Source organism: Pseudomonas shiyinii (genome assembly GCF_056725765.1).
This window is the reverse complement of record NZ_CM161522.1, coordinates 737,125-756,835: the sequence shown is the minus strand read 5'-3', so window position 1 is coordinate 756,835 and position 19,711 is coordinate 737,125. Positions and strand designations below refer to the sequence as shown.

The window sequence follows — 19,711 nt, the reverse complement described above, 5'->3', positions numbered from 1 at the left end:
CAATGGCGGGCATTCTACGTCGATGCCTGGCCTGCGCGAAGGGTTTCTCGATGGACGCGGCTAGTCGAGAATCACCAGGCGATTGGGCAGTTCGTTGCGCGCGAAAGTCGGCGGCACATGTTCACTGAACAATTCGCCGCACGCTTCGATGCACTCGACGAAGCCTTGCAGGGTCTGCCCCTGGCGCACCTGCTCGGTGAAGCGCGCGACGAGCGCCTCGCGCGCTTGCTCCGGTAGATGACGGGCGATGCCTTCGTCCACCAGGATCTCCACATGGCGCTCCGCTTCGCTGACGAAGATCAGCACCCCCGTCGCGCCGGCGGTGCGTTGCAGGTTCAGCTCCAGAAACTGCTGCCGGGCCAGGCCCGACGCACGGCGCTGGCGCAACAGGCGCGGCACCAGGCAGCTGGCCAGGCGTGGGTTACGCAGCAAAAGACAAAGGATGAGGAAGGTGACCATCTGGGCCACCAGCAAGGTGCGGATATCCGGCCAGCCCAAGGCCAGGCGTGCGAGGCCAGGTATCGCCAGGGCCAACAATGCGGCCCACAACAAAGGCAGGTAGGCGTAGTCGTCGGCGCGACGCGCCAGCACGGTCACCAGCTCCGCATCGGTGCGCTGCTCGGCACGGGCGATGGCCTCGGCGATCTGGCGCTGTTCATATTCGTTGAAAACAGTCATGCCCAGGGTCTCTCGGTCGTTCTTATAGTTGTTGTCCCGGCAGCCGGTCGGCGGGAGTGTATCTCATGTCACGCCCCAGATGAGGCATAATCCGCCGCTGCATTGGACCCTGCAGGGCGGATCGGCCAAGAAACGCCCGGCGAACCCTACAAGAACAGCCGCCAAAGAACTCGGCCACGCGCGTATCAACGTGGATACGGCACAGGCCTCGACAACGGAATTCATGATGAAACTGTGTTTGCTGGGCCTGGCCATGGGCCTTGCCAGTCAGGCGGCCCTGGCCGCCCCCTCCGCACCGCCCCTGCAGGACAAACAGGCGTTCATCGAGCACCTGATCGACCAGATGACCGAAGCCGAGAAGATCGGCCAGCTTCGCCTGATCAGCATCGGGCCGGAAATGCCCCGCGAGAAGATCCGCGAGGAGATCGCCGCCGGGCGCATCGGCGGCACCTTCAACTCGCGCACGGCACCGGAGAACCGGCCGATGCAGGACGCGGCCATGCGCAGCCGCCTGAAGATCCCGATGTTCTTCGCCTACGACACCATTCACGGCGAGCGCACCATCTTTCCGATCGGCCTGGGCCTGGCGGCGACCTGGGACATGGACGCCATCGCCAAGGTCGGCCGCACCTCGGCCATCGAGGCCGCGGCCGACTCCCTGGACATGACCTTCGGGCCGATGGTCGACATCGCCCGCGACCCGCGCTGGGGCCGTACCAGCGAAGGCTTCGGCGAGGATACCTACCTCACCTCGAAGATCGGCCAGGTGATGGTCAAGGCGTTCCAGGGCTCGAGCCCGGCCAACCCCGACAGCATCATGGCCATCGTCAAGCACTTCGCCCTGTACGGCGCGGTGGAAGGCGGGCGCGACTACAACACGGTCGATATGAGCCTGCCGAAGATGTACAACGACTACCTGCCGCCCTACCGCGCCAGCCTCGAGGCGGGCGCAGGCGGGGTGATGGTGGCGCTGAACTCCATCAATGGCGTGCCGGCCACCTCGAACACCTGGCTGATGAACGACCTGCTGCGCAAGGAGTGGGGCTTCAAGGGCGTGACCATCAGCGACCACGGCGCCATCCAGGAGCTGATCCGCCATGGCGTGGCCCAGGATGGCCGCGAGGCCGCGAAGCTGGCGATCAAGGCCGGCATCGACATGAGCATGAACGACACGCTCTACGGCGAAGAGCTGCCGGGCCTGCTGAAGTCCGGCGAAGTGACCCAGGCCGAGCTGGACCAGGCGGTGCGCGAAGTACTCGGCGCCAAGTACGACATGGGCCTGTTCAAGGACCCGTACGTGCGCATCGGCAAGCCCGAGAGCGACGTTGCCGACTACTACGCCGAAAACCGCCTGCACCGCGAGGCAGCCCGCGACGTGGCGCGCCGCAGCCTGGTGCTGCTGGAGAACCGTGACCAGACCCTGCCGCTGAAGAAGGCCGGCACCATCGCCCTGGTCGGCCCGCTGGCCGATGCTCCGATCGACATGATGGGCAGCTGGGCTGCCGACGGCAAACCAGAGCACTCGGTGACCGTGCGCGAAGGCCTGCGCCGCGCCCTGGCGGGCAAGGCCAAGCTGGTCTACGCCAAGGGTTCGAACGTGACCGGCGACAAGGCCATGTTCGACTACCTGAACTTCCTCAACTTCGCCGCCCCCGAGATCGTCGACGACCCACGCCCCGCCGCCGTACTGATCGACGAAGCGGTGAAGGCCGCCAGACAGTCCGACGTGGTGGTGGCCGTGGTCGGGGAATCGCGTGGTATGTCCCACGAGTCCTCCAGCCGCACCACCCTGGAAATCCCCAAGGTACAGCGCGACCTGATCAAGGCGCTGAAGGCCACCGGCAAACCCCTGGTGCTGGTGCTGATGAATGGTCGCCCGCTGTCCCTGGCCTGGGAACGCGAGCAGGCGGACGCCCTGCTCGAGACCTGGTTCAGCGGCACCGAAGGCGGCAATGCCATCGCCGATGTGCTGTTCGGCGACTACAACCCGTCCGGCAAGCTGGCCATCACCTTCCCGCGCTCGGTCGGGCAGATCCCGATGTACTACAACCACCTGCGCATCGGTCGGCCCTATACGCCGGGCAAGCCGGGCAACTACACCTCGCAGTACTTCGAGGAGCCCAACGGTCCGCTCTATCCGTTCGGCTATGGCCTGAGCTACAGCAGCTTCGAACTTTCGGGTCTGACCCTGGGCAGCCAGCAGCTCAAGCGTGGCGGTACGCTCGAGGCCAAGGTAACGGTGAAGAACACCGGTAAACGAGACGGCGAGACGGTAGTGCAGCTGTACCTGCAAGATGTCAGCGCGTCCATGAGTCGCCCGGTCAAGGAGTTGAAGAACTTCCAGAAACTGATGCTCAAGGCCGGTGAGTCGCGGACCTTGACCTTCCGCATCAGCGAGGATGACCTGAAGTTCTACAATGGCCAGTTGCAACGCGTCGCAGAGCCTGGGCAGTTCAACGTCCAGGTCGGCCTGGACTCCGAGGCGGTGCAGCAGCAGAGCTTCGAGTTGCTGTAGGCGATTACCCAGCCCCCTTGGGCTGGGCGATCACACAGAGCACAAAACCCGTAAGCCCACAGGCCTCGCACAATCAGCCAGGCCTGTGTTGTCCCGCGATGAGGCCAGCACCGACAATCATCGATCGAACACCCGCACAGGCCAAGGACCCGCCTCATGCTTTTTTCCCTCCGAACCCTGCGCCTGGCCATGATCGTCCTGGTGATCCTCGTCGGCACCGCGCTCAGCGCCGGTTGGGCGATGCACCAGGCCAAGCGCCAGGCCATGGCGACCGACGCCCGCCGGGCCAGCCAGCAGCTGACCCTGTACGCCAATGCCCTGCACACCCTGATCGAACGCTACCGCGCCCTGCCGGCCGTCCTGGCGCTTGACCCGGAGCTGATCGCCGCCCTGCGCGGCCCGGTCAGCGCGCACGTGCAGGAGGCCCTCAACCGCAAGCTCGAGCGCATCAACGGCGCCGCCAACTCCTCGACTCTCGAGCTGCTCGACCGTACCGGCCTCGCCATCGCCGCCAGCAACTGGCGCCTGCCGACCACCTACGTGGGCTCCAACTACGGCTTTCGCCCCTACTTCAAGCAGACCCGCACCCACGGCAGCGGCCGCTTCTACGCGGTCGGCGTCACCAGCGGCGTGCCAGGGTACTTCCTGGCCAGCGCGGTCAACGACGAGCATGGGCGTTTCCTTGGGGCGATGGTGGTCAAGCTGGAATTCCCCGAGCTCGAGCGCGAATGGCGCCAGGGCAGTGACATCCTGCTGGTCAGCGACGCCCGCGGCATCACCTTCATCGCCAACCAGGACGGCTGGCGCTACCGCGAACTGCAACCGATCTCCAGTGCCGACCGCGCCGAACTGGCCGAAACCCGGCAGTATGACAAGCAGCCTCTAGTGCCCCTGCAACACCAGGTGCTGAACCACTTCGACGACAACAGCCGGCTGAGCCGTGTACAGGGCCCGGAAGGCACCGCCGACTATTTGTGGGAAAGCCTGCCGCTGGACACCGAAGGCTGGACCCTGCACCTGCTGCGCAAGCCCCAGGTCAGTGCTGACGGGCGCAACGCCGCCCTGGCCGCCGCAGCCATCTGGCTGACCTTGGTGTTCGCCGCACTGTTCGTCAGCCAGCGCTTGCGCCTGGGCCGCTTGCGCAAGCGCAGCCGCGACGACCTCAAGCGCCTGGTGGAGGAACGCACCCGTGAGCTGCGTACCGCCCAGGAGGGCCTGGTGCAATCGACCAAGCTGGCTGCGCTGGGGCAGATGTCGGCGGCCCTGGCCCACGAGATCAACCAACCCCTGACCACCCAGCGCATGCAACTGGAAACCCTGCGCCTGCTGCTCGACCATGGCCGTATCGACGAGGCCCGTCGCGCCCTGGAGCCCCTCGAGCAGATGCTCAAGCGCATGGCAGCGCTGACCGGGCACCTGAAGACTTTCGCCCGCAACAGCCCGGGCGGCCTGCGCGAGCGCCTGGACCTGGCGACCGTGGTCGATCAGGCCCTGCACCTGCTCGAAGCGCGCATCCGCGACGAGGGCGTCGAGGTGGCGCAGTACCTGGCGCGCCCGGCCTGGGTCCGCGGCGACGCGATCCGCCTCGAGCAGGTGCTGATCAACCTGCTGCGCAATGCCCTCGACGCTATGGCCGATAAACGCTACAAACGCCTGGAGATCCGCATAGAAGCCGACAACGGCCATTGGCGGCTGAGCGTGCTCGACTCCGGCGGCGGCATCCCCAAGGCGGACCTGATCAAGGTCTTCGACCCCTTCTTCACCACCAAGCCGGTGGGTGAAGGGCTTGGCCTGGGCCTGGCGATCTCCTATGGCATCGTCCAGGAGGCCGGCGGCCAGTTGCAGGCCGAGAACCTACCGGGCGGTGCCCGCCTGAGCTTCACCCTGCCCCGCGACCAGGAGCCTGTATGTTGAATTCGGTGATCGTCGTCGATGACGAAGCCAGTATCCGTACCGCAGTGGAACAGTGGCTGAGCCTGAGCGGCTTCAGCGTCCAGCTGTTCGCCCGTGCCGAGGAGTGCCTGGCGCACTTACCGGCGCATTTCCCTGGGGTGGTCGTCAGCGATGTACGCATGCCGGGCATCGATGGCCTGCAGCTGCTCGAGCGGCTGCAGGCACAGGACCCGGACCTGCCGGTGATCCTGCTCACCGGCCACGGCGATGTGCCCATGGCGGTCGAAGCCATGCGCAGCGGTGCCTACGACTTCCTGGAAAAACCCTTCACCCCGCAGACCCTGCTGGGCAGCCTGCGCCGCGCGCTGGAAAAGCGCCAACTGGTACTGGAGAACCGGCGCCTGCATCAACAGGCCGACCTCAAGTCGCGCCTGGAAGGCACCTTGCTGGGCATGTCCCAGGGCCTGCAGCACTTGCGCCGCCAAGTCCTGGACCTGGCCAACCTGCCGGTGAACGTGCTGATCCGCGGTGAAACCGGCAGCGGCAAGGAACGCGTCGCCCGTTGCCTGCACGACTTCGGCCCGCGTGCCGACAAACCGTTCGTGGCCCTCAATTGCGCGGCGATCCCCGAGTCGCTGTTCGAGGCCGAACTGTTCGGCCACGAAAGCGGCGCCTTCACCGGCGCCCAGGGCAAGCGTATCGGCAAGCTGGAATACGCCAATGGCGGCACGGTATTTCTGGACGAAATCGAAAGCATGCCCCTGGCCCAGCAGGCCAAGTTGCTGCGCGTGATCCAGGAGCAGAAGCTGGAGCGCCTCGGCGCCAACCAGAGCATCAGCGTTGATCTGCGGATCATTGCCGCGACCAAGCCGGACCTCCTGGAAGAGGCTCGGGCCGGGCGGTTCCGCGAAGACCTGGCCTACCGCCTGAACGTCGCCGAGCTGCGCCTGGCCCCCTTGCGCGAGCGGCGCGAAGACATCCCCTTGCTGTTCGAGCATTTCGCCCGAGCTGCGGCCGAACGCCTGGGCCGCACCGCGCCGCCCCTTGCGGGCGTGCAACTGGCGCGGCTGCTGGCCCATGACTGGCCGGGCAATGTCCGCGAGCTGGCCAATGCCGCCGAACGCCATGCCCTGGGGCTGGACGCGCCCGACGTCGAAGCAGCGTCGGACGGACAATCCCTGGCCGGGCAGATGGAGGCGTTCGAAGCCCAGTGCCTGCGCGCAGCACTGCGCCAGCACAAGGGCGAGATCAAGGCGGTGATGGAAACCCTGCAACTGCCAAGGCGTACCTTGAACGAGAAAATGCAGCGGCACGGGTTGGTGCGGGAAGACTTTCTCGAGCGAGAATAGGCGGATTCTTGCCTATTGCGCGAGATGGATGAGCAAGATCTTGCTTATTTGATTTGACGAATTGGGGCTGCTGCGCAGCCCATCGCGGGGCAAGCCCGCTCCTACACGGGAGCGCGAATGCCTGAGTTTCGGAGCTTTGAGCCGCGGTGGGCTGCATAATGCCCCTTTCTGGATCGCCTCGCCCTCATTTGGCACACCTTCTGCAATCACCTTCTCAAGCCGCGCCCAGGCGCGCTCCACAAAAACAACGAGAAGGTATCCCCTGATGGATAACGCCAGCACCCTGCCCACCGGGGCGGCCACCGTGCCCGCCGCGGAAAAAACCACCGCCAGCCGCCTCAAGTCGATCTTCAGTGGTTCCATCGGCAACATGGTCGAATGGTACGACTGGTACGTCTACGCCGCGTTCTCGCTGTACTTCGCCAAGGCCTTCTTCCCGGCTGGCGACACCACCGCACAATTGCTCAACACCGCTGCCATCTTCGCCGTGGGCTTTCTCATGCGCCCGATCGGTGGCTGGCTGATGGGCCTGTATGCCGACCGCAAGGGCCGCAAGGCCGCGCTGATGGCCTCGGTGCTGCTGATGTGCGCCGGCTCCCTGGTCATCGCCCTGACCCCGGGCTACGAGACTATCGGCGTCGCCGCGCCGATCCTGCTGGTACTGGCGCGCCTGATGCAGGGCCTGTCGGTAGGCGGTGAGTACGGCACCTCCGCCACCTACCTCAGCGAAATGGCCAGCAAGGACCGCCGTGGGTTCTTCTCCAGCTTCCAGTACGTGACGCTGATTTCCGGCCAGCTCATCGCATTGGCGGTGCTGATCATCCTGCAGCAGACCCTCACCACCGAGCAGCTGTATGCCTGGGGCTGGCGCGTGCCCTTCGTGATCGGCGCGCTGTGCGCGGTGGTCGCCCTGTACCTGCGTCGTGGCATGGAGGAGACCAGCTCCTTCACCAAGAAGGAGAAGTCCAAGGAAAGCCTGATGCGCACCCTGCTGCGCCATCCCAAGGAGCTGATGACCGTGGTCGGCCTGACCATGGGCGGCACCCTGGCCTTCTACACCTACACCACCTACATGCAGAAGTACCTGGTCAACACCGTAGGCATGAGCATCAGCGACTCGACCACCATCTCAGCGGCCACGCTATTCCTGTTCATGTGCCTGCAGCCGGTGATCGGCGGGCTGTCCGACAAGATCGGCCGCCGCCCGATCCTGATCGCCTTCGGTGTGCTGGGCACCCTGTTCACCGTGCCGATCCTGAGCACCCTGCACACCGTGCAGACCTGGTGGGGCGCCTTCTTCCTGATCATGGCGGCGCTGATCATCGTCAGCGGCTATACCTCGATCAACGCCGTGGTCAAGGCCGAGCTGTTCCCCACCGAGATTCGCGCCCTGGGCGTCGGCCTGCCCTACGCATTGACCGTGTCGATCTTCGGCGGTACTGCCGAATACGTCGCCTTGTGGTTCAAGAGCCACGGCATGGAAACCGGCTTCTACTGGTACGTCACCGCCTGCATCGCCTGTTCGCTGCTGGTGTACGCCACCATGAAGGACACCGCCAAGCACTCGCGGATCGTGACTGACTGATCCCAGTAAGTACCGCAGCAAAAAAGGGCGCCCCGTCTGACGGGGCGCCCTTTTTTTATCCCTCTGTGGAGCGGGCTTGTCCCGCGATGCAGGGCGAAGCCCTGGGAAGGTTTCATTTAACCCGGCATTAATTCCCGTGCGGCACGCTTGAAGGGTCGAAAACGTTTCACTTGGGTTCAAGGCGGGCCGTGACCGGGCCTGACTGGAAGCAGGCTGTTCATGCGCCTTGATACATCTAAAAAAACGATTATTAAGCTCGGATATTTGCGCTTTTTAATCGATTTAATCGGCGTAGCATTGAATCCATAGAAACAAACAACCCCACGATTCCACTGGAGCAACGACCATGAAAAGCAAACTGATCCTGACCCTGGCTCTGTCGGCACTGGCTACCGGTGCATTCGCCGAAGACGGTTTCGACCGCACCAACGCCCACAGCTTCAGTGCCGTCGAAACCCAGTCGGCCACTTATGCAGAAGATGGTTTCGACCGCACCGGCGCACAGCGCTTCGCTGAAGACGGCTTCGACCGCACCGGCGGCCAACGCTTCGCCGAAGACGGCTTCGACCGCACCGGCGGCCAACGCTTCGCCGAAGACGGTTTCGACCGCACTGGCGCACAGCGTTTCGCGGAAAACGGCTTCGACCGCACCAACGCCCACCGCTTCAGCTGATCACTGAAAATGCGTACCCAGCCCGGCTTCGGCCGGGCTTGATCATTTCCAGCCAGGCCAAGCCTTGGCACACTAGGCGCCTCGTCCACACACAGGAAAGGCCCACAGGCCTTGCGCAGATGTATTACTACGAACCCGCCAAAGGCCACGGCCTGCCCCACGACCCCTTCAATGCCATCGTCGGCCCACGCCCCATCGGCTGGATCTCCTCACAGGATGCCGAAGGTCGCCTGAACCTCGCGCCCTACAGCTTCTTCAATGCCTTCAACTACATTCCGCCGATCATCGGTTTCTGCAGCGTCGGGCGCAAAGACAGCCTGAACAATATCGAACAGACCGGCGAATTCGTCTGGAACCTGGCGACCCGCCCGCTGGCCGAGCAGATGAACCAGAGCTGCGCGGCCGTGGCTGCGGATGTGGATGAGTTCGTGCTCAGCGGCCTGACCCCGAACGCTTCGCGTGTGGTCCAGGTGCCGCGCGTAGCCGAAAGCCCGGTGGCCTTCGAATGCAAGGTGAGCCAAATCGTCCAGCTCAAACGCGCCGACCAGGCGCCGGTGCCCAGCTGGTTGATCCTAGGTGAGGTGGTCGCGGTGCATATCGCCGAGCATCTGCTCAAGGATGGCATCTACGACACTGCGGCAGCCGAGCCGATCCTGCGCGGCGGCGGCCCGGCGGACTATTTCGAGCTGGGTAACCTGTTCAAGATGACCCGGCCCCAGGTCAACGGCTGATCACCAGAGCAGCTCGCCTTCCTCGCTGACGCCCTGCAGGCGTGCAAGCTCGGCACAGGCGGCCTCATCGGCCGCCACCGCGCTCTTGAACACCTGACCCTCGAGCACCTTGTGAAAGCGCGGCGCGCCAGCGGTGCCCAGCCCCTTCACGGCAATTGCCGCGCTATAGCCGCCACCTTCGACGGGAACCATCGCCGAAACCGCTTCGAAACGAGGAAACTCTCTTCGTGCCATCGTGCAAATCCGTGGTGTGAACAAAGGGCGGCATTCTACCCCACCCATCACGGTGACGACGGGACATCAGGCGAAGGTGTGCAGGTCCAGGCTGCTGACCACCTGGGCCTGCACCAGCTCACCGAAGACATCCAGGGTGGGTGACGCGAAATAGCCGCTCATCGCCTGCTGGTCGCGCCAGCTGCCGCTGAGCAGCCAGAGGTCGCCATCGGCCTGGGATTGCTGCACGACGAAGCTCAGGCAACCCGGTGCCCGCAACGAAGGTTCCAGCAGATCACGAAGGCGCGCGCCCAGCTCTGCCGAGCGACCATTGCTGGCGCGGATGAAAGCCAGGTGTGTGACCGGTTGTGGCAGGGTCATGATCGATCTCCATGAACGAGGGGCAATGAAACCAGGCTGCCAAGGTTAGGCCCTCGCCCTCGCGCGGGGTTAGGCGATTACTGCCGCCCGATTGCCTGATCCTGCCGCGCGACAGGATCAGGCAATCGAGGTGCAGCTTTCGACTAGCGCCTATCCTTGCCCAAACCTATGCTGCGTCGGTCAGAAGAGGAACCGCCCATGCCCATCGACCCCGCATTGGAAGCGCAGCGCCAGGAATTGGCCGGCTTGATCCTGCGCCATGCCGGCGAGCCTCATGGCCCGCCCTCGGCCATCGACGACCTGTACCCCACGGCCTATCGCGAGAATATCCGCTCGATGCCGACCCTGGCCCAGCCCGCCCTGTGCATCCTGGCCCAAGGCAGCAAGAGCCTGTTCCTGGGCGATGAGCAATACGCCTACGACCCGCTGCACTACATGGTGGTGTCGGTGACCCTGCCGATCAGTGCCGTACGCCTGGATGCCAGTCCGGAAAACCCCACCCTGGGCCTGCGCCTGGATATCGACCCGACCCAGATCAGCCAACTGATCGCCGAAAGCGGGCCGATGCTGGTACCCAATTTGCCTTCTGGCCGAGGGTTGTATGTGGAAAAGAGCGACCCGCAGCTGCTCGATGCCTTGATTCGCCTGATGCGCCTGCTCGATACGCCCCGGGATATCCCAGTCATGGCGCCGCTGATCCGCCGCGAGATCCTGTACCGGTTGCTGCGCGGCCCCCAGGGCCATCGCCTGTACGAAATCGCCCTGGCCAACAGCCAGACCCACCGCGTGAGCCAGGCCATCACCTGGCTGAAGCATCACTACCACTTGCCCTTGCGCATCGAGGAGCTGGCGCGGGAGGTCAACCTGAGCACCTCGACGCTGCACCACAGGTTCAAGGCCGTGACCTCGATGAGCCCCTTGCAGTACCAGAAGCAACTGCGCCTGCAAGAGGCGCGGCGGCTGATGCTCAATGACGGGCTGGAAGCAGCGGTGGCCGGGTATCGGGTGGGCTATGAAAGCCCCTCGCAATTCAGCCGTGAATACAGCCGGTTGTATGGCGCACCGCCGATCCGTGATGTGGCGCGGTTACGCGGCAACACGGGCTGACCCCCGAATCTTGCAGGCCCCGTGGGATATTACCCAGCCCTTCGGGCTGCGCTGTCTCGCAGAGAACAAGTGGTTAGCGCCGCCTTCTTCTGTGGGAGCGGGCTTGTCCCGCGATTGGGCCGGCCCAGCCGCCGCGGCTGTATGGCAAGGGCTTCGCCCTTGCCAGGCGACGGTGATATCGAGCCCGGCCTAATCGCGGGACAAGCCCGCTCCCACAGGGTGCCGCAAATCAAATGGTCATGCGTTGTTCTATGAGAGCGGGTTCACCCGCTCCCATAGGATGGCACCTCAGCCCGCGACTGCCGCCTGCCACTGGGCCTGGTCGACCTGGATCAACGTCGGCCCCCGGCGCTCCACGGCCTGCTTCAACGCAGCCTGCAACTGCGCCACATCTCCTACCTGCTGCGCCGCAGCGCCCAAGGCCTGGGCCACTGCGATGAAGTCCGGCGTATGGATATCCACACCCACCGGCTCGATGGCCCGGTTGACCATGTACTTCTTGATTTCTTCGTACCCCTGGTTGTTCCACAGCAGCACGATCAGCGGCACCTGTGCTTCCACCGCGCTGGCCAGCTCAGGCAGGGTGAACTGCAAGCCGCCATCGCCGATCAGGCACACCGTCGGAGCACGTTCATCGGCACGCTCCGCGCTGCCAAGCCAGGCGCCCATGGCCGCAGGCAAGGCGTAACCCAGGGTGCCGTAGCCGGTCGAGGCGTTGAACCAGTGCCGCGGCTTGTCCATATCCAGGGTCAGATTGCCGGTGTACACCGGCTGGGTGGAGTCGCCTACCAGGATCGCATCGGGCAGTGCCGCCAGAATGCCGGTGAGCAGCCGCGTCTGGCTCAAGGTCGGCTGGTCCCAGCCCGCCGCCAGGTTCTGGCGCAGGCGAGCCACACGACCGACGCCCCAATCGCTGCTTCGAGCAGGCTCAGGCAACGCTTGCAGGGCGACGAGCAGGGCTTGGGCCGCTTGCTCGGCATCGGCCACCAAGGCCAGCTCCGGCAGGTAGTTGCGCACGGTCTGGTCTGGATCGATATCAATGCGCAACAGGCTGCCCGGAATCTCGAAGCCGCCCTTGAAGGTCACGTCGTAGTCGGTTTCAGCCAGCTCGGTACCGATGGCCAGCACCACGTCAGCCTCGGCGACCAGGGCTCGGGTGGCTGGCAGCGACTGGGTCGAGCCGATCTGCAGCGGGTGGCTGGATGCCAGCAGGCCCTTGGCGTTGATCGTCAGCGCCACCGGAGCCTGCAAGTGCTCGGCGAGCGCCGCCAGGGCCGGGCCTGCCGCCAGGGCGCCGCCGCCTGCCAGGATCAGTGGCCGTCCGGCCTGGGCGAGGCGCTCGGCCATGAGCGCCACCATGCGGGGCGAGGCGCCCGCGCGCGTGGTGCGCACCGGGCAGGCGGGCAGCAGGTGGTCGGCAGGCTCGACCAGCACGTCCAGCGGGATCTCGATATGCACCGGCCGCGGCCGGGCACCGTCGAACACGGCAAAGGCCCGGGCCAGGGCCTGCGGCAGGTCATCGGCACTCATCAGGGTATGGGAGAAGGCTGCCACGCCGCCGACCAGCGCGCCCTGGTTGGGCAGCTCGTGCAGCTTGCCGCGCCCACCACCGAGCTGGTCGCGCGACTGCACGCTAGAGATCACCAGCATGGGAATCGAGTCAGCATAGGCCTGGCCCATGGCAGTGGTGATGTTGGTCATCCCGGGGCCGGTGATGATGAAACACACCCCCGGCTTGCCTCGGGTACGGGCATAACCATCGGCCATGAACCCGGCGCCCTGCTCGTGGCGCGGCGTGATGTGCCGGATCGAGGAGCCCGCCAGGCCGCGGTAGAGCTCCACGGTATGCACACCGGGAATCCCGAAGACGTGGTCCACGCCGTAGCCTTCGAGGAGTTTGACCAATACTTCGCCACAGGTTGCCATTGTGAATCACCCTGATTCTTGTTGAGTTCAGGTGCCCATGGAAGCAAGGCGCAGCTATCGCCACAATGCAAAAAAACACATACTAGCCATGTTCCTGGATCATGGCTCACGACAATGAAACGCCTGCCGCCCCTGCCTGCCCTGCATACCTTCCTGGTCACCGCCCAGCACTGCAATTTCACCCGTGCGGCGCAGCAACTGCACATTACCCAAGGCGCGGTGAGCCGGCAGATCGCCGGCCTCGAGGAGCACCTCGGCTATCCGTTGTTCCTGCGCCAGGCCCGTGGCCTGAGCCTGACCCGCGAGGGCCAGGACTGGCTGCCCCGGGTCCAGCAGGTGTTCGCGTTGATCGAGCAAGGCGTGCGTGAAGTCGGCGGACGCAGCACGACGCTGCAGTTGAAGGCGCCGACATGCGTGATGCGCTGGCTGCTGCCACGGCTGATGGAATGGCAGGCCCTGCGCCCGGATGTGCCGGTGGAACTGACTACCACAGTCCAGCACGGGGTGGATTTCCGGCGAGAAGGCTTCGATGCCGCAGTGGTCTACGGCGCGCCGCCTGACACTGGCCTGCAGGTGCGTAAGCTGTTCGACGAACAGTTGACCCCGGTATGTGCGCCGTCGTTGCTGGAGGGGCCTGTGCCCCTGGCCCACGTGCAGGACCTGGAACGACACATGCTGCTGCACCCTTCCCGGGACGAACATGACTGGAAGCTCTGGCTGCAGGCCACGGGAACCGAGATCGTGCCGCACGGCCCTCGTCAACATTTCGAGACCCTGGACATGGCCATGGCCATGGCAGCCCAGGGCACCGGCGTGGCGATCGGCGACTGGGCCCTGGTCGGCGATGACCTGCGCAGTGGCAGGCTGTGCATGCCGTTCGAGCTGAAGGTGCTGACCGGCAAGGGGTATTACCTGGTCAGCCCTTCGAAGCACATGCCGGCAGGGTTGGGCGAACTGATGGACTGGCTCGAAGCGCGGGCCTGTCAGTGAAATGCAGAGTAGGTGGGGGCTGTGAGATCGAGCGCCGCAATTGCCTAGGCAAACCCGATCACCACGCCATCTCCCCCTTGGCCACCTTGGCACTGAGTTCCAGCGAGCTGCCATCGGCAAGACCGGGGTAGCGTCGCTCCATCGCCTTGACCAGCGCAGCGGCATCGGTGGCCTTGGCCGTTTCGGCATCGAAGGCTCGGATGTAGCCGGCCGTGAAACGTACCGCCTCCAGCGAGCGGCTGCTCTGGCCCAGGTAATGGCCAGGGATCACGGTACGAGGCCCGAGTTGCTCGATACGCTCGAGGGTCTTGAGCCAGTCGGCATGGGACTGGGCGGTCTGGGTGTCGGCCATCCACACATGGATGTGCTCCGCCACGACCACGCCACCGACCACTGCCTTGATCGAAGGAACCCATACGAAGCTGCGCTCTGGCTGCGGGCCATCCAGGCCCACGATTTCCAGCGCCTGGCCTTCCAGCTCCAGCTGGTCGCCGTCCAGGACCTGCGGCACGACCAGGTGCTCGGGCTTGTCGGTACCCATCTTCGGCCCCCAGTAGGCCAGCTTGGCCTCCATGGTCTTGCGAATATGCGCCACGGTAGGCGCCGAGGCGACCACCCGAGCCTGGGGAAACGCACGGACCAGGGTGTCGAGGCCGAAGTAATAGTCCGGATCGCCATGGCTGATGTAGATGGTGGTCAACCGCTTGCCGCTGGCGCGCAGGCGCTGGACCAACTGCTCGGCCTGGGCCTTGCCGAACTGGGCGTCGACCAGCACGGCATCGTGCTCACCGCTGACGATCACCGAGCTGACCGGGAAGATGGCCTCGTGGCCTGGGTTGTAGACCTCAAGGTGCAGCGGCTCGGCGGCAAGGACCTGGCCGACCAGTGCCAGGCTGGCTAGCGCCAGGCCACGTAGGGTGGTGATCAACGACATCGTATTGTTCCTGTGAGCGGGAAAGTGAACAACAGCTTAGTTGCCCGATTCGTCACAAAAAATGCGATGCTTGGACATAGTTTGTTTCTGAAATCGAGCAGATCATGGACCGTCTCAACGCCATGCGCGTCTTCGTCACCGTCATCGATCTGGGCAGCCAGTCGGCCGCAGCCGATCACCTGCAACTCTCGCGGCCGGTGGTATCACGCTATCTGGCCGAGCTGGAAGAGTGGGTCGGCGCTCGCTTGATGCAGCGCACCACGCGCAGGCTCAGCCTGACCGCCGCCGGCCAGGAAACCCTGCCCCGCTGTCGCCAGCTGCTGGAACTGGCCGGCGATCTGCAGGCCGCCGTGCGACAGCCTGACGAAGCACCGCGCGGTGAGCTGCGTATCAGTGTCAGCACCTCGTTCGGCCAGGCCCAGTTGGTGGATGCAGTGGCTGACTATGTGAAGCGTTACCCGGGGGTGAAGGTCGAGCTGCAGATGCTCGATCGCACGGTCAACCTGGTGGACGAGCGCATCGACCTGGCGATTCGCACCAGCAACGACCTGGACCCGAACCTGATCGCCCGCCGCCTGACCGTGTGCCGCTCGGTGGTGTGCGCCGCCCCGGCCTACCTGCGCGAACATGGCGTGCCCGAACAGGTCGAGGCGTTGAGCCGGCACAATTGCCTGACCCATGCCTATTTCGGGCACAGCCTGTGGCAGTTCGAGGTGAATGGGCAAAACGTGGCCGTGCCGGTGCAGGGCAACATCAGCGCCAACGAGGCCATGACCTTGCAGAAGGCTGCCCTGGCGGGTGCCGGGGTCGCCATGCTACCGACCTACCAGGCCGCACCGGCCTTGCGCAGTGGCGAGCTGGTGCGCCTGCTGCCCCAGGCGCGCCCCCGGGAGCTGAGCCTCAATGCGGTGTACACCTCGCGCAAGCACATGCCCGCGACCCTGCGCAGCATGCTGGACTTCCTGGCGCAGCGGTTCCAGGACGAACCGGAGTGGGACAAGGCGTTCTGATCAGCCAGCGCTGTACCGAGCCGGTCAATCGCCGGCAAGCCGGCTCCCACAGACCTGGCGCGAGTCGGTAGGCGCATTTGCCTTGAATTGCTTGTTCCGGCCCTATCGCTGGCAAGCCAGTTCCCACAACTGAAAGCAGCGCAGGGCAGGTGGGAGCCGGCTTGCCGGCGATCGGGCCGCAACGGGCTCGCCCTGGCCTGTCACTCCTCGACGCTCATGTATTCCTTGGCCCAGCGGATGTATTCCTCCGGCTGGGTATAGGTGTGCGAAAGCTCGGTGGCGCTGAGGTTCTCGGACTTGTTCTGTTGCCCACGCTGCAGGCGCAGGCAGTCGTAGGTGGCCTTGATCGCGGCGAAGTAGGCCGCATGGCCATCGACCACGATGCGTACGCCGAGGCTCGCCAGGCGCGCGTCGTCGCGCAGGTTCGGGTTGCCATAGCTCACCAGCATCAGCGGCACGCTCAGGTGTTCGGCGATCTGCTCGAGCTGGTCGAAATCCTTCACCCCCACCATGCAGATACCGTCGGCGCCCGCCTTCTGGTAGCTCTGGGTGCGTACGATGATTTCCTCGGTGGTCAGCACGCCAGCGTTGGTCCGGGCAATGATCGACAGCGCCGAATCGACCCGCGCCTCGATGGCCGCACGAATCTTGCCCACGCCCTCCTCCACCGGGATCAGGTCGGTCGATTTACGCCCGAACTGCGCCGGCAGCAGCGTGTCTTCGATGGTCAGCGCAGCAACGCCGGCGCGTTCCAGCTCGATCACCGTACGCATGACATTGAGCGCGTTGCCGTAGCCATGGTCGGCATCGGCGATCACCGGCAACTGGGCGACACGGCCGATACGGGTGGCCTGCTCGACGAACTCGCTCAAGGTGATCAGGGCGAAGTCTGGCGCGGCCAGGACCTGCAGCGAGGCAACCGAACCACCGAGGATACCGACTTCGAAGCCGAGGTCCGCGGCAATACGTGCCGACATGGGGTCGAAAACCGAAGCGGTGTGATAGCACGAACCGGACGCAAGCAGTTCGCGGAAGGCAAAACGCAGATCGTGGTGGGAAGCCTTGGGCATGATCACTCCGCAATAACAGGAAAATTTGAACGGGCTGACTACCGACCCCTGAATCGGGTCTACCTGACCTGTTCCAACCGTCGCCATCAGGGCGGTCATGCTCGACATGCAGGCAGAGGAATAGAAGGTGTGGGATACAACGACAGGAAACGGAACCGGAAAATCTTGCACCATGCTGGTGCAGGCCCCGTATTTCAGCCGCTGCGGTGAAGTCACGATATCACGCAGCCATGCACTACTGGATGAACGCGCCAATGCCGATCTTGCATAGGGGATGCACATAGTACATAGGAAGCTACCTAACTCAGCTACAATGCGGGCTCGGCCAGCCCCTTGCCGCGCGGCGCTGGCGCCCCTTCGACAATGACTTCGACAAGGTTACTTCGTGACTGCCGCCCTGCCCCCCACTGTCCTGCGCAGTGTCCTCACCGCCTTGATGCTGGCGATCTTCCTCGGAGCCCTGGACCAGACCATCGTCGCAGTGTCGATGCCGGCGATTTCGGCGCAGTTCAACGACGTCGGCCTGCTGGCCTGGGTGATTTCCGGCTACATGGTGGCCATGACCGTGGCCGTGCCGATCTACGGCAAGCTTGGCGATCTGTACGGGCGCCGGCGCATGATCCTGGCCGGCACCGCACTGTTCACCCTGGCCTCGGTGGCCTGCGCCCTGGCCCAGGACATGCAGCAACTGGTGCTGGCGCGCGTGCTCCAGGGAGTCGGCGCGGGCGGTATGGTCTCGGTAAGCCAGGCGATCATCGGCGACTTCGTCCCGCCCCGCGAACGGGGCCGCTACCAGGGGTATTTCAGCAGCATGTACGCCCTGGCCAGTGTCGCTGGCCCCGTGCTCGGTGGCTGGCTGACCGAATACCTGTCGTGGCGCTGGGTGTTCTGGATCAACCTGCCGCTGGGCCTGTTCGCCTTGTGGGCGATCCGTCGCGCCCTCGGCGGGATGCCCGTACGGCGGCGCGAGGCGCAGGTGGACTACTTGGGCGCGTTGTTGCTGATCCTGGGCCTTGGCAGCCTGCTGCTGGGCATCACCCTGGTCGGCCAGGGGCACCCGTGGGCATCGTCGCCAGTGCTGGCCCTGCTGACCTGCGCCCTGCTCGGCCTGTTGTTGTTCATTGCCCATGAACGACGCTGCCAGGAGCCACTGCTGCCGCTCACACTGTTCGGCAATCGCGCTGCCGTGCTGTGCTGGTGTGCGATCTTCTTCGCCAGTTTCCAGTCGATTTCCCTGACCATGCTGATGCCGTTGCGCTACCAGAGCATCACCGGCGCCGGTGCCGACAGCGCAGCGCTGTACCTGCTGCCGTTGGCCATGGGCTTGCCGTTGGGGGCCTTCACCGGCGGTCGACTGACCAGCCGCACCGGTCGCTACCGGCCACAAATTCTGGTCGGTTTCGTGCTGATGCCACTGGCGATTCTCGGCATGGCCCTGACACCTCCCCAGTCGGCCCTGCTCGGCGCCTTGTTCATGTTGCTGACCGGCATTGCCTGCGGCTTGCAATTCCCCACCTCGCTGGTCGGCACCCAGAGCGCGGTCGAACTCAAGGACATCGGCGTGGCCACCAGTACCACCAACCTGTTCCGTGCTTTGGGCGGGGCGATGGGTGTGGCGTGCATGTCCAGCCTGTTGCTGGCCTTGTTGCACCAGGGCGGTTTCGAGGCGCTTGGCAATCCGCTGCTGGGCAGCCTAAAGGCTGGAGAGCCAGACCCGATCACCCAGGCGCGGTTGATGGAAACCTTCCGCCTGTTGTTGATGATCAGTGCCGGGGTCTCGTTGCTGGGGCTGGTTGCGGCAATGGCCATGCCTGATCGGCAGTTGCGGGGGCGGTGAGCGGTTGGGGGCGCTGTGCGCCCAAACGTATTAACGCCCCCTTAATGCAGTAGGGAAACACTTCATCACAATCATTAACAAAGTCTCATTTGCGTAACGAAGGGCTCAAGCGCAGCATATCCAACCCTGTGTCGACCCATTTCTCTACATCGCGCAGCAGGTCGAAGCTGTCCGGCAACAGCAACCAGCGCCCGATCAGGCCGTCGACATAGGCGAACAGGGCAACCGCGGCACGCTCCACGTCCAGGTCACCGGGCAACTGCCCGCGACGCACGGCATTGGCCATTGCCAGCGCAATACCCTGGTGGCAATCCAGCACTGCACTCTGGCGTTGCTGGCGGATCTCGCACATGTCATCGGTAAACTCGCACTTGTGGTGCAGGATTTCATTGATACGCCGGGTTCTGGCATCGAGCACCAGCTCGTTGAGCACCTGCAGCAACAATGTGCGAATGCAGCCCAGCGGGTCGAGTTCGTCCTCGCTTTCGCTGGCACGGGCCAGGTGGTCATGGGTTTCATGCAGGCTGTCCAGCAGTGCCTGCACCAGTTCGGCCTTGTTGTTGAAATGCCAGTAGATCGCCCCCCGGGTCACGCCCGCGAGCTGCGCGATGTCGGCCAGGGTGGTTCGCGCAACCCCGCGCTTGTAGAAGGCCTTTTCCGCTGCCTCGATGATCTGGGCACGGGTTTCCTGGGCTTCTTCTTTGGTTCGACGGACCATGGCAGCTCAACCTCATCATGGCCCGCGTGCGCGTACGGCACGCGGTAATTCAGGCCGGAGCAGCCTCTTGAAGGCTCGCCCCGGGATTAATCGACGGATCC

The 19,711-nt window shown here is 64.6% G+C and carries 17 protein-coding genes; 10 read left to right on the top strand and 7 right to left on the bottom strand.

Annotated features, from left to right (window positions below; translation table 11 throughout):
- Positions 1-60: 60 nt before the first annotated feature.
- A complete protein-coding gene (locus ACXHGZ_RS03620) occupies positions 61-678 on the bottom strand; it encodes a TPM domain-containing protein (protein WP_480462425.1) in 618 nt (205 codons plus the stop codon).
- A 223-nt stretch (positions 679-901) separates the two neighbouring features.
- On the opposite strand from ACXHGZ_RS03620, the gene bglX reads away from it, so the two are divergent.
- The 6 genes from bglX (at position 902) to ACXHGZ_RS03590 (ending at position 9,424) form a co-directional block, all read left to right on the top strand.
- A complete protein-coding gene (gene bglX / locus ACXHGZ_RS03615) occupies positions 902-3,193 on the top strand; it encodes a beta-glucosidase BglX (protein ID WP_480462424.1) in 2,292 nt (763 codons plus the stop codon).
- A gap of 156 nt (positions 3,194-3,349) precedes the next feature.
- Positions 3,350-5,107, top strand: a complete 1,758-nt coding sequence (locus tag ACXHGZ_RS03610; protein WP_480462423.1) for a sensor histidine kinase — start codon at positions 3,350-3,352, stop codon at positions 5,105-5,107.
- Entirely contained in the window at positions 5,101-6,435 is a 1,335-nt protein-coding gene (locus ACXHGZ_RS03605; protein ID WP_480462422.1) for a sigma-54-dependent transcriptional regulator, read from the top strand. The genes ACXHGZ_RS03610 and ACXHGZ_RS03605 overlap by 7 nt, the downstream gene beginning before the upstream one ends.
- Positions 6,436-6,700: 265 nt before the next feature.
- Positions 6,701-8,020, top strand: a complete 1,320-nt coding sequence (locus ACXHGZ_RS03600; RefSeq protein WP_084855875.1) for an MFS transporter — start codon at positions 6,701-6,703, stop codon at positions 8,018-8,020.
- A 346-nt stretch (positions 8,021-8,366) separates the two neighbouring features.
- Positions 8,367-8,693, top strand: coding sequence for a hypothetical protein (locus tag ACXHGZ_RS03595; protein ID WP_480462421.1), 327 nt, complete (start codon positions 8,367-8,369; stop codon positions 8,691-8,693).
- A gap of 119 nt (positions 8,694-8,812) precedes the next feature.
- Complete coding sequence (locus tag ACXHGZ_RS03590) at positions 8,813-9,424, top strand: flavin reductase family protein (protein ID WP_480462419.1); 612 nt, start codon at positions 8,813-8,815, stop codon at positions 9,422-9,424.
- On the opposite strand, the gene ACXHGZ_RS03585 is transcribed toward ACXHGZ_RS03590, so the two are convergent.
- Both ACXHGZ_RS03585 and ACXHGZ_RS03580 read right to left on the bottom strand, forming a co-directional pair.
- Positions 9,425-9,658, bottom strand: coding sequence for a hypothetical protein (locus tag ACXHGZ_RS03585; protein ID WP_480462418.1), 234 nt, complete (start codon positions 9,656-9,658; stop codon positions 9,425-9,427).
- Positions 9,659-9,724: 66 nt separating this feature from the next.
- Complete coding sequence (locus ACXHGZ_RS03580; protein ID WP_084855871.1) at positions 9,725-10,018, bottom strand: putative quinol monooxygenase; 294 nt, start codon at positions 10,016-10,018, stop codon at positions 9,725-9,727.
- 198 nt (positions 10,019-10,216) lie between these two features.
- Between ACXHGZ_RS03580 and ACXHGZ_RS03575 the strand changes: the two genes are divergently transcribed.
- On the top strand, positions 10,217-11,125 hold the full coding sequence (locus ACXHGZ_RS03575; RefSeq protein ID WP_480462416.1) for an AraC family transcriptional regulator: 909 nt from the start codon (positions 10,217-10,219) through the stop codon (positions 11,123-11,125).
- A gap of 288 nt (positions 11,126-11,413) precedes the next feature.
- Here the strand turns inward: ACXHGZ_RS03575 and ACXHGZ_RS03570 are convergent, their stop codons facing one another.
- Positions 11,414-13,051: a 5-guanidino-2-oxopentanoate decarboxylase gene (locus ACXHGZ_RS03570; RefSeq protein ID WP_480462415.1), complete on the bottom strand. Its 1,638-nt coding sequence runs from the start codon at positions 13,049-13,051 to the stop codon at positions 11,414-11,416.
- Positions 13,052-13,165: 114 nt separating this feature from the next.
- On the opposite strand from ACXHGZ_RS03570, the gene ACXHGZ_RS03565 reads away from it, so the two are divergent.
- Positions 13,166-14,041: a LysR substrate-binding domain-containing protein gene (locus tag ACXHGZ_RS03565; RefSeq protein ID WP_480462414.1), complete on the top strand. Its 876-nt coding sequence runs from the start codon at positions 13,166-13,168 to the stop codon at positions 14,039-14,041.
- 58 nt (positions 14,042-14,099) lie between these two features.
- Here ACXHGZ_RS03565 and ACXHGZ_RS03560 read toward each other — a convergent pair whose 3' ends face one another.
- Positions 14,100-14,975: an MBL fold metallo-hydrolase gene (locus ACXHGZ_RS03560; protein WP_480462412.1), complete on the bottom strand. Its 876-nt coding sequence runs from the start codon at positions 14,973-14,975 to the stop codon at positions 14,100-14,102.
- A 104-nt stretch (positions 14,976-15,079) separates the two neighbouring features.
- Between ACXHGZ_RS03560 and ACXHGZ_RS03555 the strand changes: the two genes are divergently transcribed.
- On the top strand, positions 15,080-15,985 hold the full coding sequence (locus tag ACXHGZ_RS03555) for a LysR family transcriptional regulator (protein ID WP_368829542.1): 906 nt from the start codon (positions 15,080-15,082) through the stop codon (positions 15,983-15,985).
- 200 nt (positions 15,986-16,185) lie between these two features.
- On the opposite strand, the gene ACXHGZ_RS03550 is transcribed toward ACXHGZ_RS03555, so the two are convergent.
- Positions 16,186-17,055, bottom strand: coding sequence for an isocitrate lyase/PEP mutase family protein (locus ACXHGZ_RS03550; protein ID WP_084855865.1), 870 nt, complete (start codon positions 17,053-17,055; stop codon positions 16,186-16,188).
- A gap of 385 nt (positions 17,056-17,440) precedes the next feature.
- Between ACXHGZ_RS03550 and ACXHGZ_RS03545 the strand changes: the two genes are divergently transcribed.
- Complete coding sequence (locus ACXHGZ_RS03545; RefSeq protein WP_480462410.1) at positions 17,441-18,892, top strand: MDR family MFS transporter; 1,452 nt, start codon at positions 17,441-17,443, stop codon at positions 18,890-18,892.
- An 85-nt stretch (positions 18,893-18,977) separates the two neighbouring features.
- On the opposite strand, the gene ttgR is transcribed toward ACXHGZ_RS03545, so the two are convergent.
- Positions 18,978-19,610, bottom strand: a complete 633-nt coding sequence (gene ttgR / locus ACXHGZ_RS03540; protein ID WP_480462408.1) for an efflux transport transcriptional regulator TtgR — start codon at positions 19,608-19,610, stop codon at positions 18,978-18,980.
- Positions 19,611-19,711 lie beyond the last annotated feature (101 nt).